Annotated in this window: 20 protein-coding genes; 13 read left to right on the top strand and 7 right to left on the bottom strand. The window is 54.9% G+C overall.

The features are described 5' to 3' along the window. Positions 1-45 precede the first annotated feature (45 nt). The 4 genes from HOV93_RS10135 to HOV93_RS10120 all read left to right on the top strand — a co-directional run bounded on the left by HOV93_RS10135 (position 46) and on the right by HOV93_RS10120 (position 6,200). Positions 46-873 carry a CheR family methyltransferase gene (locus tag HOV93_RS10135; protein ID WP_207396385.1) on the top strand — a complete coding sequence of 276 codons (828 nt, stop codon included), beginning with the start codon at positions 46-48 and terminating at the stop codon, positions 871-873. A gap of 57 nt (positions 874-930) precedes the next feature. Beyond that, entirely contained in the window at positions 931-3,918 is a 2,988-nt protein-coding gene (locus tag HOV93_RS10130) for a chemotaxis protein CheA (protein ID WP_207396384.1), read from the top strand. A 10-nt stretch (positions 3,919-3,928) separates the two neighbouring features. Further along, on the top strand, positions 3,929-4,534 hold the full coding sequence (locus HOV93_RS10125) for a chemotaxis protein (RefSeq protein ID WP_235990120.1): 606 nt from the start codon (positions 3,929-3,931) through the stop codon (positions 4,532-4,534). A 133-nt stretch (positions 4,535-4,667) separates the two neighbouring features. Beyond that, positions 4,668-6,200: an ABC1 kinase family protein gene (locus HOV93_RS10120; RefSeq protein WP_207396383.1), complete on the top strand. Its 1,533-nt coding sequence runs from the start codon at positions 4,668-4,670 to the stop codon at positions 6,198-6,200. Here the strand turns inward: HOV93_RS10120 and HOV93_RS10115 are convergent, their stop codons facing one another. The 3 genes from HOV93_RS10115 to HOV93_RS10105 all read right to left on the bottom strand — a co-directional run bounded on the left by HOV93_RS10115 (position 6,201) and on the right by HOV93_RS10105 (position 7,726). Continuing rightward, entirely contained in the window at positions 6,201-6,515 is a 315-nt protein-coding gene (locus HOV93_RS10115) for a polyhydroxyalkanoic acid system family protein (protein WP_207396382.1), read from the bottom strand. It lies immediately after the preceding gene. Positions 6,516-6,632: 117 nt separating this feature from the next. Further along, positions 6,633-6,842 (bottom strand): hypothetical protein, encoded by a 210-nt coding sequence (locus HOV93_RS10110; RefSeq protein WP_207396381.1) that lies wholly within the window; start codon positions 6,840-6,842, stop codon positions 6,633-6,635. A 167-nt stretch (positions 6,843-7,009) separates the two neighbouring features. Further along, positions 7,010-7,726 carry a (5-formylfuran-3-yl)methyl phosphate synthase gene (locus HOV93_RS10105; RefSeq protein WP_207396380.1) on the bottom strand — a complete coding sequence of 239 codons (717 nt, stop codon included), beginning with the start codon at positions 7,724-7,726 and terminating at the stop codon, positions 7,010-7,012. Positions 7,727-8,016: 290 nt separating this feature from the next. Between HOV93_RS10105 and HOV93_RS10100 the strand changes: the two genes are divergently transcribed. The 3 genes from HOV93_RS10100 (at position 8,017) to HOV93_RS10090 (ending at position 12,034) form a co-directional block, all read left to right on the top strand. Further along, entirely contained in the window at positions 8,017-9,651 is a 1,635-nt protein-coding gene (locus HOV93_RS10100; protein WP_207396379.1) for a sodium:proton antiporter, read from the top strand. A 127-nt stretch (positions 9,652-9,778) separates the two neighbouring features. Then, positions 9,779-10,978, top strand: coding sequence for a ribonuclease D (locus HOV93_RS10095; RefSeq protein WP_207396378.1), 1,200 nt, complete (start codon positions 9,779-9,781; stop codon positions 10,976-10,978). Between the two features lie 78 nt (positions 10,979-11,056). Beyond that, the gene (locus HOV93_RS10090; protein WP_207396377.1) at positions 11,057-12,034 is read left to right on the top strand and encodes an SMP-30/gluconolactonase/LRE family protein; all 978 of its coding nucleotides are present in this window, start codon (positions 11,057-11,059) and stop codon (positions 12,032-12,034) included. Positions 12,035-12,040: 6 nt separating this feature from the next. Here the strand turns inward: HOV93_RS10090 and HOV93_RS10085 are convergent, their stop codons facing one another. Further along, complete coding sequence (locus tag HOV93_RS10085) at positions 12,041-14,308, bottom strand: DUF11 domain-containing protein (RefSeq protein WP_207396376.1); 2,268 nt, start codon at positions 14,306-14,308, stop codon at positions 12,041-12,043. A gap of 166 nt (positions 14,309-14,474) precedes the next feature. Here HOV93_RS10085 and HOV93_RS10080 point away from each other — a divergent pair, with 166 nt between their 5' ends. Both HOV93_RS10080 and uvrB read left to right on the top strand, forming a co-directional pair. Beyond that, positions 14,475-14,801 carry a tetratricopeptide repeat protein gene (locus tag HOV93_RS10080; RefSeq protein ID WP_207396375.1) on the top strand — a complete coding sequence of 109 codons (327 nt, stop codon included), beginning with the start codon at positions 14,475-14,477 and terminating at the stop codon, positions 14,799-14,801. 127 nt (positions 14,802-14,928) lie between these two features. Further along, positions 14,929-17,004, top strand: a complete 2,076-nt coding sequence (gene uvrB, locus HOV93_RS10075; RefSeq protein ID WP_207396374.1) for an excinuclease ABC subunit UvrB — start codon at positions 14,929-14,931, stop codon at positions 17,002-17,004. Between the two features lie 81 nt (positions 17,005-17,085). Here uvrB and HOV93_RS10070 read toward each other — a convergent pair whose 3' ends face one another. Then, positions 17,086-17,700, bottom strand: a complete 615-nt coding sequence (locus HOV93_RS10070; protein ID WP_207396373.1) for a nitroreductase family protein — start codon at positions 17,698-17,700, stop codon at positions 17,086-17,088. A 139-nt stretch (positions 17,701-17,839) separates the two neighbouring features. On the opposite strand from HOV93_RS10070, the gene HOV93_RS10065 reads away from it, so the two are divergent. Beyond that, positions 17,840-18,220: a hypothetical protein gene (locus HOV93_RS10065; protein WP_207396372.1), complete on the top strand. Its 381-nt coding sequence runs from the start codon at positions 17,840-17,842 to the stop codon at positions 18,218-18,220. 375 nt (positions 18,221-18,595) lie between these two features. Here the strand turns inward: HOV93_RS10065 and HOV93_RS10060 are convergent, their stop codons facing one another. Then, a complete protein-coding gene (locus HOV93_RS10060; protein WP_315853383.1) occupies positions 18,596-19,009 on the bottom strand; it encodes a nucleotide pyrophosphohydrolase in 414 nt (137 codons plus the stop codon). A 103-nt stretch (positions 19,010-19,112) separates the two neighbouring features. Continuing rightward, complete coding sequence (locus tag HOV93_RS10055) at positions 19,113-19,841, bottom strand: hypothetical protein (RefSeq protein WP_207396370.1); 729 nt, start codon at positions 19,839-19,841, stop codon at positions 19,113-19,115. A gap of 205 nt (positions 19,842-20,046) precedes the next feature. Between HOV93_RS10055 and HOV93_RS10050 the strand changes: the two genes are divergently transcribed. The 3 genes from HOV93_RS10050 to HOV93_RS10040 all read left to right on the top strand — a co-directional run bounded on the left by HOV93_RS10050 (position 20,047) and on the right by HOV93_RS10040 (position 25,434). Next, on the top strand, positions 20,047-20,520 hold the full coding sequence (locus HOV93_RS10050) for a MarR family winged helix-turn-helix transcriptional regulator (RefSeq protein WP_207396369.1): 474 nt from the start codon (positions 20,047-20,049) through the stop codon (positions 20,518-20,520). Further along, the gene (locus tag HOV93_RS10045) at positions 20,517-21,782 is read left to right on the top strand and encodes an efflux RND transporter periplasmic adaptor subunit (RefSeq protein ID WP_207396368.1); all 1,266 of its coding nucleotides are present in this window, start codon (positions 20,517-20,519) and stop codon (positions 21,780-21,782) included. Before HOV93_RS10050 ends, HOV93_RS10045 begins: the two co-directional genes overlap by 4 nt. Before the next feature lie 70 nt (positions 21,783-21,852). Then, on the top strand, positions 21,853-25,434 hold the full coding sequence (locus tag HOV93_RS10040) for an efflux RND transporter permease subunit (RefSeq protein WP_207396367.1): 3,582 nt from the start codon (positions 21,853-21,855) through the stop codon (positions 25,432-25,434). The last annotated feature ends 76 nt before the right edge of the window (positions 25,435-25,510 follow it).

Genomic DNA, 25,510 nt, shown 5'->3' with positions numbered 1-25,510 from the left:
TTGACACCCGTTTTGGGCAGGAACGATTGACTAAGGAAACAACGCATGAGCTCACTAACCGCCACCGCACAGGTCACCGACGATCAGATGCGGCGTTATGCAAAAATGATCTACGATGTAGCCGGGATCGAAATTTCGCCGGCGAAGAAACAATTACTTTCCAACCGCATTCGCCGTCGGTTGAAAGAGTCGGGAATCACCGATTTCGAGCAGTACTACAACTTTCTGAAGAAACTTCCTATCTCGCACGCCGAGTGGGATGGGTTTCTGCAGGAAGTAACGACGCACGAGACGTACCTTTTTCGCGACGATTCCAACTGGAATTGGCTTCGCGGAACGTTTTTGCCCGAGTTTCAAAAGACGGGCAAAAATGCACTGCGTATCTGGTCGGCCGCTTGTAGTACCGGTGACGAAGCCTATTCGATCGCAACATGTATTGCTGATGGCCTTCGGAATCCTGCCGCTTGGCGGGTGCAGATACTGGGAACCGATATTGGTGTCGGAGCGGTGCAGGATGCCCAAGAAGCGAAATTCAACGAACGCGCGATGCGTTTGGTACCGGACGCCTTGAAGCGTCGGTATTTCAGCCAGCTAGGCGGAGCAACGATCTGGGAGCCCAATGCGAAGCTCCGGTCGATGACGAAATTCCGGCAACATAATCTGCTGGATCGACTTGCAGAGCCGTCGTTTGATCTCGTGTTTTTGAAGAACGTATTGATCTACTTCAATGCCGATTCTAAGAAACGCGTCATGCACAATGTGGAACAAGTAATGAAGCCAGGCAGCTATTTAGTCGCCGGTGCAGCCGAAGGAATCGGCGATCTGATGGGTGGATTCGACCGAATTCATCCCTGGCTTTATCTGCGGAAATAGCAGATGCGAGAGTAACGGCAGACGCAAAACTTGGTTTTGCAAAATTGGGGCAAGATAATGAACAGCGATACTGCGATGCAAGATGATTGTTCCGACGATTTGTTGACAGATTTCCTCGATGAGTCGACGCAACTGATCGATCGAATCAACGACCGTTTGATGGAATTGGAGCAATGGGTTCAGGATGAAGCCGGCTCCGGCATCGCCATCGACGAGGCATTGCTGAACGACATGTTTCGTTCAGCACACAGCATTAAAGGCCTTTCCGCGATGTTGGGATTGCCTCGTATCAATGGGTTGACGCACAACATCGAGAATGTCTTCGACGCTGCCCGCCGTGGTCAGCTGACCATCGAACGAAATGTGGTCGGTGTTGTCTATGCATCCGTAGATCGCTTGAGTGAATTAATCGACCACCTCCGCGACACGCAATCCGATGATTTGGACTGCGAGCCGCAAATTGCTGCAATCACTGAGGTGCTCGTCGCAGGCGGAGCCCTGAAAGAGCAAGGGGCACAAGGAGACGTCGATGATGCGTTTGGTAGTCCTGTACCCTCTGTGGAAACTGAGCCAAAACCAATGACTGAAAAAGAAGCAATCATGGAACCAGCCTCTGATCTGCCAGCTACTTCGCCGCAAGTTGATGCGTTTGATTGCACGGAAATGTTCGCCGATGTTATCGACGAGGCCGAAGTTCCCGCGAAATATATGGCGATCTTCCTTGACGAGTCCGAGATGTCGCTGGATGAAATGGCCGACTTGTTGCTCGAATCGAATGTTTCATCGCAGATAGAGTCGGTACGCACGCTGATGTGCACATCGCATCGCATTAAAGGTTCAGCGGCTTCCATCGGTCTGAATCGACCTGCCAAGCTGGCTCATATGATGGAAGACGTTTTGCAACGTCACCGAGATGCCGAAAAAGGCTTAGATCCTTTCCTGATCGATGCCCTGCTGAGTTGCGCCGATGCCCTGCGTGCCTACTTAAAAGGTCTTCGAAGTGGCGAGCAGGTGGAAGTTGATTTTGCCACGTGTGCCAGTGAATTGCTTGCTGCGGAAGCCGAATGCGAGTCGGTCAGCGAACCTGTCGAAAGTGCCGGCGAAGAAGAACCGAGTAACGAGCCGGATATGTTAGATCCGCAAGAGCTTCTGCAACTTGCCGGCGACCACTTCGAAAATGATGCCGATCGCTTATTGATTGCAAAAGTTCAGTTGGCGAGCAGCGTCCCCTTAGTCGGTCTCAAGGCCCAACTGCTTTGCGAGAAGTTGGCCCGAAATGGCAAAGTCCTTCTGACGAGTCCTCAGAGGAGCGAGCTTGATTCCATCAGCGAGCTATCAGGAATCGTAATCGGCCTGATTACAAAACTAGAAGACACAGCGATTTATAGTCTGTTGAACGTTTCTGGTGTCATGGAAGTTCAGATAACGCAACTCGAACGCGACCAAAGCGTTGTTCCTAAGACGCAAGAAGAGCAGAAGAACGATTTGCCGAGGGAAGCTCCGCATGTTGAATTGGAAACGGATAAGGTCGCTGCACCGCCTGTGAAGCAGGAGATTGCGATCCCCAAGGTGCCGGAAGCCAAGGTCCTTGAAGCCAAGCCGGTTGCGGCAAACGTTGGCAAGCCTGCAGAATCATCCCATGCCAAGCCAGCTGAAACACTGCGAGTCGATATCGAACGACTTGATCAGTTAATGAACCTGGCCGGACAATTGGTAATTAGCAAAGCCCGTTTCAATCAGTTGGGCGAAAACCTGCGAGATGCCGTCCCGCATAAACAATGTCAGCAGTGGCTCGATTCCACCGACCTCATGTGCCAAAAGTTGCTGGGGGAAACGGGTGGTGGCAAAGCGAAAAGGGAAGCCAAGGAGATCGGAGCAGTCTATGCTCAGGTTCGGAAGATTCAGCAGAATCTTGAAGCTATCAATAAAGAGATGCGACGAATGGATGCCATTCGTTCGGGAATGACCAGCTTCTTTGATGCCGTTCACCAGTTAGACCGCGTTACCGATGGCATTCAGAAGACGATCATGGATACGAGAATGGTCCCGATCGGTCCTTTGTTTGGGCGTTTTCGCCGTGTGGTGCGAGACATTTCACGAACCAACGGCAAAGAGATCGCGCTTGAAATTAACGGGGAGAAGACCGAACTCGATAAACGCATGATCGATGAGTTAGGAGACCCGCTGATTCACATGGTTCGCAACTCGGCCGATCACGGCATTGAATTGCCGGAAGATCGAATCGCCGCCGGGAAAGGGACCTGTGGCACCATCACGCTCAATGCATTTCATCGCGGCAACAGTATCGTCATTCAAGTGAACGATGACGGCCGCGGATTGAGCCGAGAAAAAATTGCCAAAAAGGCTATCGAGAAAGGTCTCGTCACGCAGGTAGATCTCGACCGCATGACCGACCAACAGATCTACCAGTTAATCTGGGAGCCAGGCTTTAGTACTGCCGAGGCGATCACCGAGATTTCTGGCCGAGGCATGGGGATGGATATCGTCCGTGCCAAGATCGAATCGATCAATGGGGTCGTCGAAGTCGATAGCAAGCATGGCGAAGGAACCGTCTTTACCATTAAGCTGCCGTTGACCATGGCAATTTTGCCGAGCCTGATGGCTCGAATTGATGACGATCTGTTTTCGATTCCTGTCGAATCGATCGTGGAGATTGTTTGCTTCCGACGCGATGAACTACGAACGGTTCATGGCAAAGAAACGGCTATGGTTCGTGGACGACCCGTTTCTGTGGTTGAACTGCACAATACGTTCCAATGGAGCGAGCCAACTCAGCGGATGACTTCGCAAGGGGATGTCACCATGATCATTATCCGCAATGACAGCCGAGAGGTAGGGCTAGTTGTGGATGGAATCTTGGGTGAAGAGGATGTCGTCGTGAAGTCGCTTGCCGAGAACTATCAGAACGTCGAAGGCATTGCCGGCGCTTGTGTGCTGGGCAATGGCCGTGTCGCTCTTATCCTCGATCCGGTTGCGGTCATTGATTTGGCCATCCGCAGCCAGGTGGAAACAACTGTTTGTTAGGACCCGACTCATGGATATGATCACTAGCGCAGATTCCCATCAGCTACCGATGCTCCAGAAAGTACTGGGTGCGGCGACCGAAGAAGCTTCGCAAGCCATGAGCGTCTGGACTGGCGGAAAGATATCGCTGTCCTTAGATTGCGTTCGCGAGATACCAATAGAGATGGTATCTCAAGAGTTTGATCTTGGGATGGACTTGCTGACGATGGTCGTCCTGACGATCGAAGGAGAGATCGGGGGAACGATGATTCTCACCTTCGACGAGGAAAACGGTCGACGCCTGGCGGCATCGCTGTTCAAGCAAGATGTTTCGACTGAATCAGAGTGGTCCGAGCTAGAGCGATCGGCCCTAAATGAAACCGGCAACATCCTTGGCTGTGCTTACTTCAATGCGATTGCTCGCCTAGTGAACAGTGAATTCGTTCCATCTCCTCCGATTTTTCTACAAGACTACGGTGTCTGCGTGCTACAGCAGGCCCTCATGGAGCAGGTTCAAGAGACCACCGACGTGCTGATTTGTCAGACCACTTTCCTGCAAGGCAGAGAAACGTTGAACTGGAAAATCTTGTTCCTGCCAGATCCTAAGATGCGAGAAACGCTCCGCGCGTCCACGTAGTTGTCGGCAGAGTCCACATAACCGTAACAGACGCCTGTTCGCTCACGCTGGCAGGCAAACAGGGACGATGAAGTGGCAAGGGCCTGCTTGGAAGAGGCCCCTTCTTCTGGATGATCAATGGGGGCGATTAGCCATGCCAGTCGAGTCGATTCGCCGTACCTGGAACTACGCACAACTTGCCAAAGACGCGGTTAAGGTTCGCTGGTCACACGACGAGAAGGCCCAGCTGGCCGCCCAGAAACTAGTTGCCGATCGCCTGGGAAGAATGCGAGGACTGCCACAGAAGATGGGCCAGATGATGGCCTTCTCTGCCGATCCATCGGAGCAAGATGCCTTCGGTTCTCTCTACGAGTCGGCCGATCCCCTGCCCTGGTCGGCCATACGGCCGATCTTGCAGACCGCGTGGGATATCGACCCCGATACACTATTTCAAGAGATCGACCCCCACGGCAAAGCGGCGTCTCTGGGACAAGTGCATGCGGCCACGAGGCACGATGGTCGAAAACTGGCGATCAAAATTCAATACCCAGGCATTCACAATGCCGTCATGACCGATCTGGCCGCGATTGGCTGGCTGGCCAAGCCGTTCGGAAATCTGTCAGACGGATTTAACCTGGAGGGATATCGCCACACGATCCTGGAAGGGTTAAAGACTGAACTCGATTATCGCCAGGAAGCAACTGCTCAAGCCGATTTTGCTGATGGTCCGGGGCGAAGTCCGTGGGTGATCGTCCCGCGTGTCGAGCAAGAATTGTCGTGCGAAAACATCCTCGTGTCTGAGTGGATCGATGGCGAGACCTGGCAAGAGGTTCAGTCGCAATGGAGTCCTGAAGAGAAGACGGTGCTGGGGCGCCGCTTGCTCTTCTGGTTTCTCGAGAGTCTCTTTGAGCATGGGCAATTGCACGCCGATTTGCATCCTGGCAATGTTCGCTTCCTACGAACGAGCGATGGTCCGAAGATCGTTTTGTACGACTTTGGGTCGGTGTACCACATGAATGTGACCGAGCGGATTACGCTGTTACGATACATCCAGGCCACTCGCCAGCAAAGCGAGGCTCCCCTTCCCTTTCTGGTCGCACTCGGGTTCCGCCACGAACTGCTTGAGCCGATCGCCGATCGTCTGCCAGCTTTGAGCCGTGTGCTGCTAGAGCCCTTCTGCGTCGATCACCCATACGACACAAGCGACTGGCGATTGAGCGAACGGCTGAATGATTTGCTCGGAGACGAACGAATGAACTTTCGTATTGCGGGGCCTCCTGGGCTGCTATACCTGCTTCGCTCGTTCCACGCGATGATCACCTATCTCGCCGGGCTCGATGCCAAGGTGCTTTGGTGCCGCGCACTGCAGTCGCATGTTGCTACGCACCAACACGCGATGGGCCAATTGAACCTGCCGTCCCTACCCACGCAAGATTACAAAGCGTTAGCCAAGCACTTGAAAGTGCAGGTCTTGCGAGACGGTCAATTGAAAGCCAGTGTCACGTTAGCGGCTGCGGCAATCGATCGCCTGGAGAAGTTTCTCGACGACGAGACGTTGCGGCGGATCAAACAAGAACGTATCGACCTGGTCGAAATCGTAAGGGACGTCCGCCGAAGAGGGTACGTCCCGGGAGATGTCTTCGAGTTGACCGACCCTCATCGCGAAGTGAAGGTCTGGCTCGAATAACTAGGCCGGTTCGCTCAGGCACTTGGCAAGCTCTTCTTTGATCGAGCTTTCAATGCGGCCTTTGAACAACATCGCGGCAAATGGCAAGTCGCCGGACACGACCACCGAATTTGGCTGCACGTCCATCTCGCCTTTGATGGTCAGGCCAGCTGTCTTGAACGAGAATTGCATCACATCTTCTTCGGTCCAGGTTTGTTGCATGTCCTTGACCTGCCCGTCGAAACGTCCCCGTAAGTGCTCGAGCAGGCTTTTGACGCGACTTGCGGCTTCTTCTTGACCAAGGGGATGGGGAACTTCAACCTTGAACCCAGGCATGATGTGTCTCTTCGTTATTGGCTTCCGAATGCGGTGTTACTAGCCCAATTTTCGTTGATTAAACCAGGAATGCAAGCCGTGGATAAGCGATCAGCACTGTTGGCATCGTTCGCCGGCTTATTCTTCAGCCTTGATGGTGTCGTCGTAAGAGCGACGATCTTCGGGGTGCCACAGGGGGAGTCCATCAGCGAGACGACGTGCCAAGATATCTAACTTTTCGTTCGATCCTGGTAGAGCACCCGTCGAATCAAATCGATTCGACTCCACTTTCTCCGGTTCGTAATCCCAAATACCTAGGCGAATCGCGTCGAGAACGGAACTTGGCACTGTCGATTTCTCCTTGCAAGGCAAGTGAAGCGGAATATATCTACGTTCTGTCTAAGCCGAGTCGGCAGCATAGAACGATCCGCCAGTATCGAAACCCGAAATGCAAAAGTCAAGCAACTTGTCGAGACTTTCGCGGTAAGTCCACCACCAGTGGGGACAAAGAATGACTAACCGCGAGAAAGTACTTTTCTCGTTTTGTGTTGGAAAGCAACTCGCAACTGCTCTCGGAAAGACCGAAGTAACTTGATATCGATTTCACCTGTTCGCTCTCGATGACAAACGGCGCCCCTTACCGCCACGATGTCTGGTTGAATCTGCACCACTGAGGGTAAATGGTGTGCAAGTAGTGATCCCGCGAGTGCAAATTGACGCCCTTCGCAATGCAGCCGCTCACGCAATTTCTCTAGCTGCGTTGTGGACAGATGGTTGAAAACTGAGCCCGCTGACTTGTCGAAAGTATCGACCAAGAAAGTTTGGCAATCGAGCTGAAGTGCCATATTCAGTACGTCGTCTAGCGATGGCGATTCTGCCAGGTGTGCGTCGGCGTAATGCACCGCAACGCGATGGACCTTCCCGGGTAGCTGCTCGATCACGGCGGATAGCTTGTCTTGCCAGCCTGGGGTGCGGCCACAGTGGGCCAGGCCGATTTTTACGCTATGGGTCTCCTGCGGCACTTTGTCGACGGAACAAACGCCAGACAGCTCCCCTAGGGCTAAGCTAACCGGACTGCGTTTGTGCCATTGGCTTACGACCGCTTGCCAAATCTCCGAAGACGTTGCTCCCAGCGAGCCATAGTGAGGTTCCTTCAGATCGATGAGATCGACCCCTGCGCCACCGACCAAGTTGGCTTCTTCGAGACTACGTACGCTGACCAGTAACTGCATGCAACAAGTCGTTTCGTGAGGAAATAAAGAATTCGACGCTAAACAGGAAAAATCTGCAAATCGGGCTGTCCCACGGTATCAGCGGTAAATCCGTGATAATCCGTATCGGGTTCCCGCCAGCGTGCCACCTTGGCATGAAAACCTAGCTCTGATAGCTTAAATCGCTCCAGCATAACCTAACGTTTGGCACACTTACCATGCCTCAAATCGGCGATATTTGGCCGGATTGTCTCCGCAGGTACCGGTAATTTGTGTAACACCTTTCCTAGGCAAGAAGAAGGTGACCAAGCATGGGTCAAGCTGGAATCACATCGACCGAAATAAACGGAATTCTCGGAGGACACCAGACGGTGGACGATCATCACTCAGGCGGCTCAGGCTCGGATAAACCTTTGCTGCTCGGCATCGTTGTCTTGCTGGTCGCTTATGCCGTGGCATCGGTCGCCGGTTGGACGACTTCTCCGAAAGCTGCAGCGGACACGCATGCCGCTGCCGAGGCCCATCACGACGCGGCCCTTGCTCACGATCTTCATGATGAACATGCCGACCCCCATGCAGGCGAAGCTCATGGCGATCACGGCAGTCATCCATTACCTCACCCTTGGGCGGTTGCCCCTTTTGTGCTCTTGCTGGGTTCAATCGCGGTTTTGCCGCTCTTGAAGTTCACCGAGCATTGGTGGGAAAGCAATACGAATCGCTTGATTGTCTCGGTAGGTCTGGCCGTCGTCACGTTGATTTACTACATGACCATCTACGAGGGCGCCAGCATGGGCGCCGCCTGGCATCGAATTGATCATGCCATCATGGGCGAATACATTCCATTTATCGTGCTCTTGTTTTCACTCTATGTGATCTCCGGCGGTATCCGTATCTCGGGCGACTTGAAGGCCCACCCGACCACCAATGCCGCATTCATGCTCGTTGGTGGTTTATTGGCCAGCTTCATCGGTACCACTGGTGCGGCCATGCTTCTGATTCGCCCTTTGCTGGAAACCAACAAGGAACGCCGCTTCCGACAGCATACCGTCGTCTTCTTTATCTTTGTGGTCTGTAACTGTGGTGGCTGCTTGCTGCCGATCGGCGACCCGCCGCTGTTTTTGGGTTACCTGCAAGGGGTTAACTTCCTTTGGACGATGACGGCGTTGTGGAAGCCATGGCTGTTAACCAATATATTGTTGTTGATCCTGTATGTGGTGGTGGACAAGTTTTACTACTATCCGAAAGAAGACGCCGAAAACGTTTTGCGTGATGAAGTGCGGACGACTCCGCTGCGGATTCAAGGGCTTTGGCCTAATGCTTTATTGCTTGTGGGTGTGATCTTCTCAGTCGCTTTGCTCGATCCAACCAAGCCGCTGCCAGGCATTGGTTGGTATCCGTTCGTCTATCTCCGCGAGATTGTTCAACTGGCTTTGGTTGGTCTGAGCTTATGGTTGGGAAGCAAGCAAGTTCGCAATGAAAACCGTTTCAACTACCACGCGATCGTTGAAGTGGCGGCGTTGTTTGTCGGCATCTTCATCTGTATGCAACCAGCTTTAGAGATCTTAAACGAGCAAGGTCCAAGCCTGGGTATCGACACACCTATGAAGTTTTACTGGATTACCGGCGGGCTCTCTTCAATATTAGACAACGCCCCAACTTACCTGGTCTTCTTCAAGACGGCGTTCCCGAATATGGATGCGGCGGCGTTGAACGCGGCTATCGAGAACACCTCCGGATCACATTACATCAACCTGGTTGCGATCAGTTTGGGTTCGGTATTTATGGGAGCAATGACTTATATCGGCAACGGTCCGAACTTTATGGTCCGTGCCATCGCCGAAGAAAGTGGCGTCAAGATGCCGAGTTTCTTTGGCTATGTCTTGTTCTTCAGCGTTCCGATCTTACTGCCCATTTTGGGCATCGTCTCGCTGGTCTTTCTTCTTTAGAAGTCGGTCTCGCTGTCAGTTTTCGTCGCATTGGGCACTTTCACCCTTTGCGGCCTGCGAAAGTTTATCCGATACTAGTTAGCGGTAACTGCGGGGATTGGACCGCGTAGTCTCAAACTTTCCACGGATGAGAAGCGATACGACGGTGGACTACACCTACGTCCGTCACGACCGTGACTTACAAACGCTGTGCCAACAACTGGCCGCTGACAAGCATATCTTCTTCGATACCGAGTTTATTTCGGAGGATGTGTACCTGCCCGACTTATGTCTCATTCAAGTGGCAAGCAAGTCGGGGCTGGCCGTCATCGACCCCAAGGGGATGCTCGATCTAACTCCCTTTTGGGATCTGATTACCAGTGACGACGTGACTGTCGTGGCGCATGCGGCGCGGGAAGAATTCCTGTTCTGCTTTCGCGCAACCGGCAAAAGACCGACGCGGCTGTTCGACACGCAGGTCGCCGCCGGTCTGATCGGGATGGAGTTCCCCATCTCGCTGGGCAATCTCATCACTCGGCAATTGGGAGAAAGACTTCCCAAGGGAGAAACACGCACGAACTGGCGTGGTCGCCCTCTTTCCACGCTGCAGATCGAATACGCCTTGAACGACGTCATTTATCTGGACCAAATCTATCAGCAACTGGCCGAAGAAATTGAGAACTTGGGCCGAACCAGTTGGATGGAAGCCGAGATGTCGCGTTTCCAAACGATCTGGGAAGAGTATTCCATGCGACCCGGATGGCGTAGTGTTTCGGGGATCGGCAACTTGAATCGCCGCTCGCTGGCCATCGTACGCGAAATCTGGACTTGGCGAGATCACCACGCAAAGTCTCAGAACGTCCCACCTCGTCGCATCCTGCGTGACGACCTGATGGTGGAACTGTCCAAACGCAAGTCAGCCAAGGTTTCGCAGATCAAAGCATTACGCGGAATGAATCGCCGCGATCTCGATCCGTATATCGATGACCTGGCCGATTGCGTTCGCCGGGCCATCGAACTGCCGGATGAAGACTGCCCCACCAATCATCGGGGCAACGCCAATTCGCAGTACACCGTGCTTGGGCAATTTCTCAGTGCGGCACTGGGAAGCATCTGCCGCGAGGCCCGTATTGCCCCCAGCTTGGCGTGTACCATTCAAGACGTGCGAGATTTGGTGGCCTATCATTTAGATAAGTCCGGAGAGTTACCACCCCTGGCTAAAGGGTGGCGGGCCGAAGTCATCGGTCAAACGATTGAAGACCTGTTGGATGGGTCGTTGGTTGTCAAAATTGGCGACCCGCGTGCCGACGAACCCCTGGCATTCGAGCGGCATTCCGATCAGGCTTAAGTTCCTGGAAGACTTCAACGGATGAAGCATGCGGGACAAGGATCGTCATACGAATTCCTCCTCAAGCCTCCTCCTGATATGTGTTCCATTACTACATCTCGATTGATTCGCCTCCTGGCCGTCACGAGCTGTCTGGCCTGGGCAGCAGTTGCCCATTCGGATGAACCGAAAACTCCAGCGGCAAGGTCGTGCCAGCTTTTCGCAACTGGCCTGGCCGGCCATACGGCGCTATGCTTCGACGATCAAGGAAACGTCCTGGCAACCAACTATCGGCACCTGGGGGCGGTCGGCAAGATCAGTGAAGAAGAGGGAGCCGCCCTGCTCTTCGATGCTCCGAAGGCCGCCGCAGACCAAGACAAAGCCTCGACTCTGGTCGGTATCGCGCTGGATGACGATCAGCGTATTCTCGTGCTCGACTCCGAGCGTGGCCGTGTGCTGCGTTATACGCCTGAAACGAAGATGGTGACCACACTCGCCGACCGAATCCAAGGTCGTCGTTTCGACTCGCTGTTCGCCATCGACATTGGCCCTGGTGGAAATATCTATTTCTCAGAGCCGGAACGGGCCTCGAGCGAGGGACCCAACGGGGCTCTATACCGATTCGATGTCGTGACGAATCGTCCCGTGCTACTGGCCGATGAGCTCGACCAACCGACCGGAATTTGTTTGAGCTCCAACGGAAAGACGCTGTACCTTGCCGAGTCTGGTCGGGGGCAAATATCGATCTATGGAACCGATCCACAAGACGGCGCATCTGAAAAGATTGCCGCGTACTTTCTAAATCTACTGCTAGACGTTCAAAACCCGGAAGAGCTTGGTCGACTTGGCCATATCGCGATCGATCGCCGAAACTGGCTGTATGTCAGCCTGTGGGACCGAGGGGAAGTCGCGGTGATCGATACGGACAGCGGCAAGCTGCTGGAAGTGATCTCGTGTCGCAGCAACAGCGTCTTCGGGCTGGCACTGTGGCAAGATGCGTTGCTGATGTCGGTTCCCGAAAAGGAGGCGATCTTTCGATACGATCTTCGCCCCCTAATCAGCCGTCATGCCCCTTAGTGCCGCTTACTGATAGCGGCTGAATGGGGTTGGGCTCAGCGGTGCCGGAGCATTGCCAGTGGGTGCCTGGGCAGGTGGCTGCTGTTGGAACCGTGTCGCTGGCATCTGAGGCGAAGCTGTTTGAATGGCCGCCCCATAGAAGTGAGTCGACTCTTCAATTGCCAGGCGGGTCGTTGGATCGTCGCAGCGAACTTCGGCCCGGTAGGTGTGATTCCCTTCGCTACGTCCGCGGGCTTTCACTTTGACAACGATCTCTTGCCCAGCGTTGACGGCCGGAATCGTGTTTAGTTGAACCACATCGCCCTGGATCGTCCCTTTGCCACCTTCGACGGAAACAGGCTCAATACCGCTGCCGAAGCTGACGGTGACCTTCACGCCTCGGGCTTCCTTCGTGCCGCGGTTGTTCAAGCTGAACTCATATTCGACTTCCTGACCCACCGGAATTGGACCGGTCGGATCGTTTACCAGCAGTTTCAAGTCGGCGACCGATTCCACGCGAGTGATCATTTCGTGGCGGCTGGAGAGCCCCTGATCGGCGTTGGCACTGACCTGCAAGATGTTGTTTCCTTCGACCATTAACGTGCTAACAACCTGCAGTGGCTGTTGGGTGCCGGCTTCCAACTTCGGCAAGTTCCAGGTCACGCGGCCAGATGCTTCGTCGAGCGTACCACCGTGCGAAGCCGATACGAACTTTGACCCCGTCGGAAGCTGAGCTTCGACTAGGATGCTGCTCGCCGGAGCGTTTCCGGAGTTCACAACGACAACCGTGTAAGAGGCCGTCGTCGCGGCGTACTTGATCCCAGGCCCTTGGGCATTGACGGCCAGTTCGGCGCGACGCACCAAAACGTCGTGGGCAGCAGCGGCACTTAATCCGTTGTCAGCAGACGTTTCCGCTCGCAAGGCAAGCGTACCAGCCTGCTTGGCGGTCAGCTCCAATTCGATGACTTTCTGATCGCCGGGGGCAATCGTTCCGATCGAATCGATGACCGTCGGGTTTTGCCCCTTCTTGATCGGCATGATCGTAATCGAAACGTTCTCGGCTGGGCCGGTCCCGGTATTCTTAGCAATGACTTTGAAGATCTGCGAGTCGCCAAACAAAATGTCCTGCGGGCCATCGATCACCATGTCGAGCTTCGGCTCAAGCACTGAGATCGACGATTTCGCACTTAACGGAGCGTAGGCGACTTCCATGCCCAGCTCAAACGGACGCGTTTGCGTAGCGACCAATCCCAGGTCGAGCGATCCTTCGCTATGAGCTGGCAGAACGGGAATGTCCCATTGAACAGCCATCATGCCGCTTTGCGACGTCACCTGACGCGGGGAACCAAGCGATCCACGCAGGTCTTGCAGTTGAATGCCCTGGGGTAGAATCATTTGTATTGTTACTTGGCGAGCACTGGCATCGCCCATGTTGCGAGCATGAATGCGATAGGTCGACGGCTTGCCGATGACCAGCGATTTGGGCCCTGCTGCATCGACGACTACGACCGGGCTGTTGACAGTGAACAACGCTGTGGAAGTGGGCGCCGGTTGAGGCTTCGGAGCAGGCGTCTCGACGGTAGAAAGCGTCTGCCGAGGAATGGCCGTGGGTTGCGGTGAAGTCGATTGCGGTTTAGGTTCAGGTTTTGGCTCGGGCTTTAATTCAGGCTTGGGGTCTTCCTTCACTGCCGAAGGCGTCGCGCCGATCGATGCGGCTCCATTGGCCGCTGGGGCTTCGTTCGCGGCTGAGCTAGGTTGGAAGCGATAGGGGTTCGCCTGGGTTGGGGCCGCAGGCTTGGGCATCGGCGATGCTGGTGGCTGTTTGTCTGCCGGTGCTTCCAGCTCAGGGGCTGATTTGGTTTGCTCGGGCTCGCTGCCAATCGAAACCGGATTGTCACGGAAACGGCTCAGCGCTTCGTCGAGCGAAGACGGCAGACCCGCCGGTGCATTCGCGGCCGGGGCCGGTTCGACTTCGGTCGGCGCTTCCAATTGCGAGGTGGTTACTCGACGACGGCTGGACGGCTGTGTCGACTCTTCACCTGAAGTCAGTCGCATACCGGTATCGATCGACGACATGGGCTGAGAACTAATCCGAGCCGGCATGGGCTGCAACGGCACAGAGCTTTCCGGCGCAGTAAAGCGGCTGGGCGCAGGAGTCGAAAACTCGTGAACAACCGATTTCTTCGTCTCGGCCGAAACTTCCTGTTGAGGCATCAGTCCCGAAATGACCATGTGGCCGAGGGCGGCGAGCAGGATGAGTCCCGCGGTTCCCAGAATTGCGCTACGATGCATCATTGAATTTCCTGTCACCCATCGAAACAATATTTGGATTCCTATCTGGGTATCGGTCATTCCAATATTAGTGGTTTAAAGAATTGTTCGGATTTCGGAGAATGGATGGTTTAGGTATCCTGTTCGGAATGTTCCTGTTCGACGTAATCCTAATGAGAGCAACAACTTCGTGACGAATTCACGCAAACAACAGATCCTCAGCTTGTTAGAAAACGACCCCAGCGACACCTTCCTGCTCTATGGTCTGGCCATGGAATTGCGTAAAGAAGGCAGCCACGACCAAGCCCGAGCCGAGTTCGAGAAGCTGATGCGCGGTGCTCCCCCCTATGTGGCGGCATGGTTTATGTGTGGCCAGATGTTAGCGGAGATGGGTGAGATAGAGGATTCGCGAACGGTTCTCCGCGAAGGGATCGAGATTGCTCGCCAGCAAGGCGATGCCCATGCCGCCGGAGAAATGGGCGAGTTGCTGGCATCTTTAGGAAGCATGGGGGAGTAGTCCCCCCAAGTCTGCAGCAGAGTCGTTAGAATAGATCGATTCGGGGTAGCGCATTTCCGCCAGCATGTTTGCCTAGCAATCTGCCGGCGGTTGCCGAGGCCAGTCGAGAAGAGGAAAGGGAGACGGAGTGGAATTCCAGCTAGCATCCGAGTTTAAGCCCGCCGGAGATCAGCCTGCCGCGATTAAGTCCCTGACCGAGGGTATCCTGGCTGGCAAGAAGCACCAATGTCTGCTCGGGGTGACGGGCTCCGGCAAGACGTTCACCATGGCGAACGTCATCCAAAACATGCAGCGTCCAGCGCTGGTGATCTCACACAACAAAACCCTGGCCGCCCAGCTCTACTCGGAATTCAAAGACTTCTTTCCCAACAACGCGGTTCATTACTTCGTCAGCTACTACGACTATTACCAGCCGGAAGCGTACATTCCGCAGCGCGATATCTACATCGAGAAAGATGCTTCGATCAACGATGAGATCGATCGTCTGCGTCTCGCTTCGACCAGTGCTCTGGTCAGTCGCCGCGACGTCATCATCGTGGCGAGCGTGTCCAGCATCTACGGCTTGGGTTCGCCCGACGACTACAAGAAGATGATGGTCAGCATTCGTAAGGGGCAGATGGTCGATCGCGATGACATCCTTTCCCGCCTGGTCGACATCCTTTACGAACGGAACGACGTCGGCTTCGAACGATCGAAGTTCCGTGTTCGAGGCGATTGCCTGGAGATCTGGCCTTCGTACGAAGAGTTCGCCTACCGCATTGAATTGTGGGGAGACGAAGTCGAGCAGTTGGCGATCATTAACCCCACCACTGGCGAAATCATCAGCCAGCAAGATCAACTGTTCATCTATCCGGCAAAGCACTTTGTGATGCCAGAAGAACGTATCGAAAAGGCCGTGGCGAATATCCGCGCAGAACTCAACGGCCGCCTGGAAGAGCTGAAGCAGGCCGGCAAGTTGCTCGAAGCCCAGCGGCTTAACGCGCGAACTCGGTTCGACCTGGAGATGATGCAGGAAGTGGGCTTCTGCCCGGGGATCGAAAACTATAGCCAGCCATTGTCGGGGCGTCCCAGGGGGGCTCCGCCGAGCACGCTATACGACTTCTTTCCGGATGACTTCCTGTTGTTTGTCGACGAATCGCACGTGACGGTGTCGCAGATCTCGGCCATGTATCATGGCGATCGCAGCCGCAAGATGAATTTGGTCGAGCACGGTTTTCGCCTGCCCAGCGCGATGGATAACCGGCCGATGAAGTTCGAGGAATGGGAAAGCATCCTGAACCAAACGGTTTTCGTCTCAGCGACCCCATCCAAGTACGAGTTGGAAAAGACAACCGGCGAAGTGGTCGAGCAAATCATTCGCCCGACCGGATTGCTCGATCCGGTGATTGAAGTCTGCCCGGCTCGTGGTCAGGTACCGCACTTGTTGGAAGAGATCCGGGCCCGCATTGTCGCCGGCGAGCGAACGCTAGTGACCACATTGACCAAGCGACTCGCCGAAGATCTTTCGCACTACTTCAACGAAAAAGGGGTTCCGTGTAAGTGGTTGCATAGCGAACTCGACGCGTTCGAGCGAGTTGAACTGCTGCGTGATCTTCGTGAAGGCAAGTTCGACTGTTTGGTCGGGGTGAACCTGTTGAGGGAAGGTCTCGACCTGCCGGAAGTTTCGTTGGTGGCCATTCTCGATGCCGACAAGGAAGGCTTTCTGCGCAGCGAAACCTCGTTGATTCAAACCGTCGGGCGATCGGCTCGTAACGTGAATGCCAAGGTGATCATGTACGCGGACAAAATGACTGCGGCCATGCAAAGTGCAATCGACGAGACGGCCCGACGTCGTGAAATTCAACAGGCCTACAACAAAGAGCACAATATCACGCCAGAGACGATCAAGAAGAATATCCGCCGCGGTATCGAGTCAGAAGCGGACGCACATCGTAAAGCGAACGAAGCCGTCGGCCGCAATGATGACTCCGAGATTATCACGCAGGAATTCATCAACGAACTGCAGACTGAAATGCTGGAAGCAGCCGAGAACCTCGAGTTCGAGCGAGCCGCGTCCATTCGCGATCGAATTTCGAAGATGGAAGATTCGGTCGGTAAAAAGAAGAGCGATGTCGAAGGTGGAAGTGGGGGCAAAGGTGGTAAACGCGGCCGCCGCACCCGAGCCGGCGGCAAAATTCCAAGACCGAAAAAAGGTGCTTCGTAGATCGGAGCTTCCACCAACTCGGGGTGGCCCCGAAATTCATTTTAGATCGCACCGTTACTTTCTAAGCTATCCGGTGAATGCTTAAACTTCTTTCGGGAATTTATCGTGCACGATTACATCGTCTTGTGATAACTGCCCCGGTTTGCCCCAGGCCTTCTGCGTGGCCTGGCCGACGACGATCATCATGCCCAGCACGTGGTCTTCGGGCAAGTTGATGATCTCGGCGACCTTGTTCGGGTCGTAGCCGACCAAAGCCCCGGTGTCGTAGCCCATGCTCTTGGCGGCCAACATGATGGTCTGAGCGGCAATGCCCATCGATCGCATCGCTTCGTCCCGCTGCAATTGCGGCTTGTTGTCGTACAAGCCGACCAGCATGCCCACCAACTTCTGACCCACTTCCGGCGGCGAATCCTTCCAGTAACGTTCCGGCTCCTTCTTATAGGCATGCATATCGGCAGTTAGCACGATCAGCAGGGACGCATCCGAGACCTGGGCCTGGTTGTAGGCAGCCGCTTTAAGCTGTTGGCGTGTTTCCTTATCGCGAACAAGCACGAAACGCCAATGCTGGATATTGAACGAAGTTGGCGACTGGATCGCCGCTTCCATCAGCTTGGTGATCTCGTCATCGGTCAGTTCGTGTTCAGGGTGATAATGCTTGATCGACCGGCGGCCGTAGATGGCGTCGAAGGTATCCATGCCAGAGTTTCCGTGAATCTAATTTCAGGGGCCAAGTGGTTATGCTTCGCCCTTATTTTGGCCGGAATGAGCGTATACGACTACCCGGGACGCCTATTCTCGCATGGGAAGTGTCCCCTTGATCTGGTAGAAATTGCCCATGGAACGAATCGATCAAGACAACCCGTTCGAGTCCCCCACCGCGGCAAGCGATCCGAGCGTGCCGCTGGAAAGTGTCGTGCATCTTGTTCGGCTGGGGTGGCTACTGCCGCTGATCGGCCTCGGGCTTTTCGGGGCGATGCTGCTGACGGCGATCTTCGTCGTCTCGACCTCGCTCAATTTTTTATTGCTGATGGGCGTCTTCTTGTGCCTAATCGGCGGGATCTTGTTCACCATCTACGGGATGTTCTGGTCACAGAGCTTCCGCACCCTGTTGCCGCATGTCGTAGGAGGGCTCGCCGCAAACTTCGTGTTAATGACGATTGTCGGTGGCGTGTTGTATCTGCTGGTTTACCTGGCGACTTCTCCCTACGCGGTTTAGATCATTCGATGAATTAAAAAGAGGGTATTCTGTTTCAATCGCCCTCTGAAACCGGCGGGCCGAGCCTATCGCGAAAACGTTTTAGCGTAGTGCTGTGGAGGGCTCGGTTGGTTTGGATTTTACCCGGAGTCGCCTTCAGCTTATTGGGAGTCTCTTAGTCGCTCTACGTAGCGACAAACCGAGTCATGGACATCGGCTTAGTGATCGCTATGCTTGCCTGCGTGGTATGTGGCATCGCGTATTCGATTTACGCTGTTGTGATGGGGTGGAGAATTTCTAGCATTCGTCCACATGCCATCGCAGGAATGATGGTCAACCTGCTATTCATTTTATTGATTGTCATCGTCGTCGTGTCTTAAGCGAAACACGGCAAGCTTACTCCGACGGCGAATCCTCTTTCCCGTACCGCCCGCGAAACTCATCCGCCGGGTACTTCGCCACATTTTTCTTCATCTTTTCGCGCATCAGTGTCGCCACGTCAAAGCCCATTTCGTTGCATAAGGCCATCGCATAGCACATCACGTCGGCGATTTCTTCTCCGATGGCGGCTCGCTTTTCCGCAGGGATATCGGCCCGGGATGCTTCCACGGTGATCCACTGGAAGTGTTCCATCAGTTCGGCCGCTTCGACGGCCAGGGCCATGCTGATGTTTTTCGGGGCGTGGAACTGATGCCAGTCCCGCTCGGCGACGAAGTGCGAGACCATGTCACGCAATTGAACGACCGGGGTTTCGACGTCGTCGGAGATGACGTCGATGCGCTGTTGTAGGGATTGCGGCGGATCGGTCACAGGGTGAAGTCCTCTTCTCGTCATGGGTTACGCTGAGGGAGAACGGCCCTCGGCTGCGAGACTCATGATTGAAGAATTCACGCTTCCTTTCAACCGGGCGACATTATCGAAGCGTATTGGCTTCTGACTTGGTCGCTCGCAAGCCGAGCAATCGGCAAGCGAAGATAGGGGACAGACTATCGTCGTTGGTGGTGGCGACTTCCGGCTGCGTGATTCCCGGCGTCTCGAATTCTTCGTCAAAGACTCGGGCAAAGACAGGGGCCGACGATTTGCTGGCAGGCGGCTTGGCTTCCGGTTTAGGTTTCTCTGGGGCTGCTTGCGTGAAACGCGATTGGCCGGTGGAAGCACTCACCGCTGGTTTCGGCTGCAGAGCACTCGAATAGCGAGATTTTTTGATTTGCGGCTGCGGAGCTGCGACGAGTTCTTCGTGGCTGACCGTTCGGGAAGACCCTTCGGGGCCAATCACAACCTTGGGGCTCGACCAATTGACCGGATCGGCTTTTTTTGCAGGCATGGCCACCGATTGCGGTTTGGCCGCAATTTCTGGTGTGGCAGCCGTTTTTTCGCTCGGCGTAATGAAAGATGGTTTCGGTGTGCTCGCTCCCTCCTGGTCGATGGGGGGTAAGCGACGAAGATCCTTGTCTTGCGGCTTTTCAGACGCGTGAACCGACGCCGGTGTCGGCGGGTTGTTGGTCGACCAGCGCTGCCCAGCGGCATCTTGGCCCGAGGCAGAGTGCATTCCACCCACCAACAATGCAGCAGCAATTAAGTGCGCGGAAAGTCGCGTTAAGCAAACTTGGGACTTCAATGGATGGCCTTGGATGAGCGTCATGTTCGCCCCCTACTTAGCGTGACATCGTGATTCACGGCGCACGGCGCAAGTCACCGCGTCACGGTTGTCATCGTCAATTGGCCTTCAAGAGTTTAACGATTGTAGGAATCGTGCTGCGCGATAGCAGATTTCCCTTGACCAGGGGACAGGTAGATCACCATAATTGTTTAGGTAGCCTAACTAAGTACCGCGATTGCCTTATCTTATGACGTACGACTTCCATGCCAGCACCGGTTATTGGGTAACCCTCTCGGCTCACCATTACCAGCAGCGTGTCGATGCTGAGCTGCGACCCTTCGGGATCACTTTCCGACAGTTTCAGGTCATTGCCTGGCTGAAGTGTGAAGGGCCGCTCACTCAGAGCGATCTCGCTCGGCGGATGACGATCGAGCCCCCTACCCTTGCCGGTATTATGACTCGGATGGAGTCGATGCAATGGATTGTGCGAACTAGCTGTAACAAAGACCGCCGCAAGAAGTTTCTCGATGTGGGACCTGCGGCGGAGCCCGTTTGGGAGAAGATTGTCCCGGTACTGAACAAGGTGCGCCAGGAAGCCACGCGCGGCATGTCCTCGGATGAAATAGAAAAGCTGCACGGCCTGTTAAGCCAAGTCCTCCTCAATCTGGGCGAAAGCGTCCAGCCTGCCCACCAAGAAGAAACCTCGGCCAATTCATCATGAAAAAGATCAGCTCCTCGACCGCCCTTATTTGCGGATTGATTCTTACTCTCTTGCATGCTCCCGCTTGGGGCCAGTCCCCGGTCCGTGCTGTGCCGGTCCAGCAGCGTGAGATTGCTTCGTATAAAACATTCGTCGGCACGGTGCACCCCTCGAAGCACGCAGTTCTGGGCAGCGCGGTTGACGGACGCGTGGTCGAGTTCAATTACGAGGAAGGCGATTTCGTCGAAGCGGAGAAACCGGTCGCGCAACTGCTGATTAATACGATCTCACTAATACGCGATGCGGCGGATGCCGAGTTAGATGTCCGCAAGGCAGAACTGGAAGAAGTGCAAAACGGCACTCGACCCTTGGAAGTCGAGCAAATACAAGCCCGCATGCGAGCCGCCGAGGCTCGTAAACAGTATATGAAACTGCGACGTGATCGAGCGGTCGAACTGTACGAAAAACGGGGCGTAACCTCGAAGGAAACGTTTGATGAAGCGGTTTCTGCCGCCGATGCTGCCGAGCAAGAATACATGGACGCCCTCAAAGCCTTCGAACTGGCCGAAGAAGGTCCTCGCCCAGAGCAACTCAAGCAAGCCGAAGCACGCGTCGCCGTGCAAGCAGCGATCGTGCAAGAGCTTAACGATCGGATCAAAAAGTACACCATCCGTTCGCAGTTCGATGGCTACTTGGTGAAGAAGTCGACCGAGATCGGAGCATGGGCGACCAGCGGTGGTGCGATTGCCGAAGTCGCCAAACTGGACGAAGTGGATGTCATAGCCAATGTGCCGGAACAGGACATCCCCTACGTTCGGCTGGGCCGAGAAGTGCAAGTCGAAGTCTTCGCTTATCCCGGGCGTAAGTTCCCCGGTAAGGTCGTTGCCATCATTCCCCAGGCAGACGTCAGGGCTCGTACTTTCCCCGTTAAGGTGCGTGTTCCCAATCAGTTCGAGCAAGACCAACCGGTGCTGAAGGCCGGCATGATGGGCAATGTCATGCTGCAGACGAGTGAAACCAAGCTGGCCATGCTGATTCCTAAAGACGCCGTCGTCCTCAACCGAGGTTCCAAGGTTGTGTACGTGATTGCTCCGGCCGAGAAGGGACAAGTAGCCAAAATGGTGCCGGTGACACTCGGCATTCATGATGGAACGGATATTGAAGTCATGGGCGAATTGCAGCCTGGCATGAACGTGGTAACGCACGGCAACGAACGTCTTCGACCGGACCAACCGGTCACCGTATTGCCAGCGACTACCCCGACAAGTTCTGCCGGTCGCTAATCGCCGTGCCCCTCCTCTCTTCGCTTGAAGATCAATACAGTCCCTCCCCACCGCAAGCAAAGCTAATTCGATGATTCAATTTTTCCTTAACAATCCGGTGAAAGTCTCTGTAGGGGTGCTTTTGGTAGCCCTCTTCGGAACGGTTGCTCTCTTTCGAATGCCGATGGCTTTGACGCCTGAGGTCGAGACCCCCACCATCTCGATTGAAACCAGCTGGCCGGGAGCGAGCCCTCAGGAAATCGAACAAGAGATCGTCGTCGAGCAGGAAGAGCAGCTCAAGAGCGTCGAAGGCATCAGCAAGATGACTTCGGAGAGCAGCGACTCGTCGGCCAAGATCACGCTTGAGTTTCTGGTGGGAACCAACATGGACGAGGCCCTGCTCAAGGTGAATAGCCGCCTCGCTCAGGTGCCTGACTATCCCGAAGATGCCGATCAACCGGTGATCAGTACGGCCAACTCTTCCGATCGCCCGATCGCCTGGTTTGTGCTCAGTGCTCGACGTCCTTCCCCCGAGCAATATGCCGAACTGCGCAAAAGCTATCCCCAGCTCAAAGAGGCAGTCGACGAAGTCGAGTTCGCACCCAACATAGGTGTTCAAATGTTAAAGCTCCGCCGCGCGGCGGACAAGCATCCAGAATTCCAAGAGTTGATGCCGCCGGAATCGCTCGACGTTCAGACCCTCAAGCGATTCGCTGAAGACGAAATCGAGGCCCGCTTTGAACGCGTCAAAGGCGTATCGCAGTCGAACGTGATCGGCGGTCTGGAAGACGAGATCCAGGTGGTCGTGCATCCCGAACGATTGGCGGCTCGTAGTTTGACAGTCTCGGATGTTCGCCGCGTATTATCTGGCCAGAACGAAGACACCTCGGCCGGCGACTTCTGGGAAGGCAAACGACGGTGGGTCGTGCGCACGTTGGGGCAATTCCGTACCACCGAGCAAGTCGAGAATCAATTGTTAGCCGTACGCGACGGCGTTCCGGTTTACGTGCGTGATATTGGCGAAGTGCATCATGGCTATAAGAAGCCTACCGGCATCATGCGGCGTTTTGGCGAGTCGGCCATTGGTATCAACTGCGTGCGCGAAACGAACGCTAACGTGCTGGATGTGATGGTTGGCTTACGGCAAGTGCGCGAAGAACTAGACGAAGGCCTGCTCAAGTCGCGCGGCTTGCAATTGGTGCAAGTTTACGACGAAACCGACTACATCTACTCGTCGGTAGATCTGGTTCAACAGAATATCTTCATTGGTGGTGCGTTGACAATTTGCGTGCTGATGCTGTTTTTGCATCTGGGCGCTCGCACTTTGCTACTCATTCCACCGGCGATGGCCCTGGCGATTGGTTCGGCCACCGTCAGCAGTTGGTTGTTTGTTCCGTGCTTAATTTTGCTCATCACGGCAGGCTTCTGGTTCGCACGTGGCGCTCTGGTGGTCGCTTTGGCGATTCCTACCAGTATCATCGGCACATTCTTAATCCTGGGGGCCCTGGGGCGATCGTTGAATGTGATTAGCCTAGCCGGCTTGGCGTTTGCTGTGGGGATGCTAGTCGATAACGCCGTGGTGGTGCTCGAGAATATCTATCGTCACTATCAAATGGGCGATCCTCCCATGAAAGCGGCCGCCAAAGGTACGCAAGAGGTGTGGGGGGCGGTGTTCGCTTCGACGGCGACGACAGTGGCTGTGTTTTTACCGATCGTGTTTGTTCAGGAAGAAGCGGGGCAGTTGTTTCGAGACATTGCCTTGGCAATCAGTGCGGCCGTCGCGCTTTCGTTGGTCGTATCGATGTCGGTGATTCCGACAGCTGCCTCGCGACTCTTCCACAGTACCCCGAAACGGAAACACAGTGCGTCAGGAAATGGGAATGGAAACGGCAAATTGCCGCATAAATCCGCGACCGCGACCTCGGGCATCGAAGCAGGTATCGGCAATGCCGGCAACTCAACGATCGAGGCTATTGTCAGCGTCAATCGCTGGTTGATGGGGAGCGTGACGCGTCGTGTGGCGGTGATCTCTTTGATTCTCGTTGGGACGGTCGGTATCAGTTGGGCACTGTGGCCGAAGGTCGAGTATCTTCCTACCGGCAACCGGAATCTGGTCTTCGGAATTTTACTTCCCCCTCCGGGTTACAACATCGATCAACTGATGGCCCTGGGCGAAACGGTCGAAGAAGAACTGCGTCCTTACTGGGATATCGATCCGAACGATCCAGAGGTTCAAAATGCCGAATACCCGGCGATCAGCGACTTCTTCTTTGTCGCTCGCGGTCGGCAGGTTTTCATGGGGCTACGAACCTACGACGACCAGCGCTGCGGCGAACTGGTACCCTTAGTTTCCAGTGTGGGGGCGAAACTCCCTGGGACTTTCGCGGTGGCCAAGCAGTCGAGTCTCTTTGAACGTGGGCTGACTGCCGGCCGTACCATCGAAATTGAAATCACCGGGCCGGAACTGCCTAAACTGGTCGATCTGGGGACTGAGATGCTAATGCGGGTCAAAGGAGCCGGGCCATTCGCTGGCAAGGGGCTCATTCCCGATGCCCAGGTTCGCCCCGTGCCGAGCTTGGACCTTTCCAGCCCGGAACTGCATATCGAGCCAAAGCTGGTCCAGGCCGCAGAAATGGGGGTCAGCAGTGCCGACTTAGGCTTTACAGCCAATGCACTGATCGACGGTGCCTACGCCGGCGATTACTTCCTGGACGGTAAGAAGATCGACCTCACTATCATGGGCGAAACGAACTTCGCCGATAGCACGCAAAAGATTGGTGGCTTGCCGATTGCGACCCCCGGCGGCGAGCTTGTTCCCCTGGCCGCCCTGGCCAATGTGAACATCAGCAGCGGTCCCGAACAGATCAACCACCGAGAACGTCTCCGCTCGATCACCATCGAAGTCTCACCCCCCGAGGCAATGCCGCTGGAGAACGCCATGCAGTTGATCTCCACACAGTTGGTCGACCCGATGATCGCCGACGGGAAAGTTCCCAATGGTTATCGCGTGGGGCTTTCGGGAACGGCTGACAAACTGACCGATACGTGGAATGCACTTTGGATCAATATCCTCTTGGCGCTCTTAATCACCTATCTGTTGATGGCAGCACTGTTTGAATCGTGGATTTATCCCTTTGTCATTATTTTGTCGGTCCCCCTGGGGGCGGTCGGCGGCGTGATGGCGTTGGCCCTATTGAATGTGTTTTATCTGCAGTCGCTCGATGTGCTGACGATGCTCGGTTTCGTCATTCTGATTGGGACGGTGGTGAATAACCCCATTCTGATCGTGCACCAGGCGCTCAATTATATGCGGGAAGATGGCATGGACCTCCGCGAGGCGGTTCTGGAAAGCGTGCGCTCGCGTGTTCGTCCTATTTTCATGACCACCATGACCACCGTTTTGGGGCTAATGCCGCTGGTCCTGTTTCCTGGGTCCGGTAGCGAACTCTATCGCGGACTGGGCAGTGTGGTGCTTGGCGGCTTGCTGGTGTCGACGTTCTTAACGCTGATCCTGGTGCCCAGCCTGTTTAGCCTGACGGTCGAAACGTACGAAGGCTTGGTGTCCCCCTGGCGGCGTGATGAGGAAGACGAAGAGCCGTCGGATGGCCTGCCAGAGGATGATTTCGAGTCGCTTCCCGCACGCGAATATGCCGCCGCACCCAGTCAACAATGATCGGATAGCACGTTATCGCATTTACGCCGGTGGGCAAAATGTTCTGAAGACTGGTTTTGCGGCCTTGTCAGTTCTG

Source organism: Bremerella alba, from assembly GCF_013618625.1.
Lineage (GTDB): Bacteria > Planctomycetota > Planctomycetia > Pirellulales > Pirellulaceae > Bremerella > Bremerella alba.
This window is presented reverse-complemented; position numbering and strand designations above follow the sequence as displayed.

Bases quoted from the DNA above. Each gene is read 5' to 3' on its own strand.
- HOV93_RS10135 (WP_207396385.1), top strand. From the start codon at position 46: ATGAGCTCACTAACCGCCACCGCACAGGTCACCGACGATCAGATGCGG.
- HOV93_RS10130 (WP_207396384.1), top strand. From the start codon at position 931: ATGAACAGCGATACTGCGATGCAAGATGATTGTTCCGACGATTTGTTG.
- HOV93_RS10125 (WP_235990120.1), top strand. From the start codon at position 3,929: ATGGATATGATCACTAGCGCAGATTCCCATCAGCTACCGATGCTCCAG.
- HOV93_RS10120 (WP_207396383.1), top strand. From the start codon at position 4,668: ATGCCAGTCGAGTCGATTCGCCGTACCTGGAACTACGCACAACTTGCC.
- HOV93_RS10115 (WP_207396382.1), bottom strand. From the start codon at position 6,515: ATGCCTGGGTTCAAGGTTGAAGTTCCCCATCCCCTTGGTCAAGAAGAA.
- HOV93_RS10105 (WP_207396380.1), bottom strand. From the start codon at position 7,726: ATGCAGTTACTGGTCAGCGTACGTAGTCTCGAAGAAGCCAACTTGGTC.
- HOV93_RS10100 (WP_207396379.1), top strand. From the start codon at position 8,017: ATGGGTCAAGCTGGAATCACATCGACCGAAATAAACGGAATTCTCGGA.
- HOV93_RS10095 (WP_207396378.1), top strand. From the start codon at position 9,779: ATGAGAAGCGATACGACGGTGGACTACACCTACGTCCGTCACGACCGT.
- HOV93_RS10090 (WP_207396377.1), top strand. From the start codon at position 11,057: ATGTGTTCCATTACTACATCTCGATTGATTCGCCTCCTGGCCGTCACG.
- HOV93_RS10085 (WP_207396376.1), bottom strand. From the start codon at position 14,308: ATGATGCATCGTAGCGCAATTCTGGGAACCGCGGGACTCATCCTGCTC.
- HOV93_RS10070 (WP_207396373.1), bottom strand. From the start codon at position 17,700: ATGGATACCTTCGACGCCATCTACGGCCGCCGGTCGATCAAGCATTAT.
- HOV93_RS10065 (WP_207396372.1), top strand. From the start codon at position 17,840: ATGGAACGAATCGATCAAGACAACCCGTTCGAGTCCCCCACCGCGGCA.
- HOV93_RS10055 (WP_207396370.1), bottom strand. From the start codon at position 19,841: ATGACGCTCATCCAAGGCCATCCATTGAAGTCCCAAGTTTGCTTAACG.
- HOV93_RS10050 (WP_207396369.1), top strand. From the start codon at position 20,047: ATGACGTACGACTTCCATGCCAGCACCGGTTATTGGGTAACCCTCTCG.
- HOV93_RS10045 (WP_207396368.1), top strand. From the start codon at position 20,517: ATGAAAAAGATCAGCTCCTCGACCGCCCTTATTTGCGGATTGATTCTT.
- HOV93_RS10040 (WP_207396367.1), top strand. From the start codon at position 21,853: ATGATTCAATTTTTCCTTAACAATCCGGTGAAAGTCTCTGTAGGGGTG.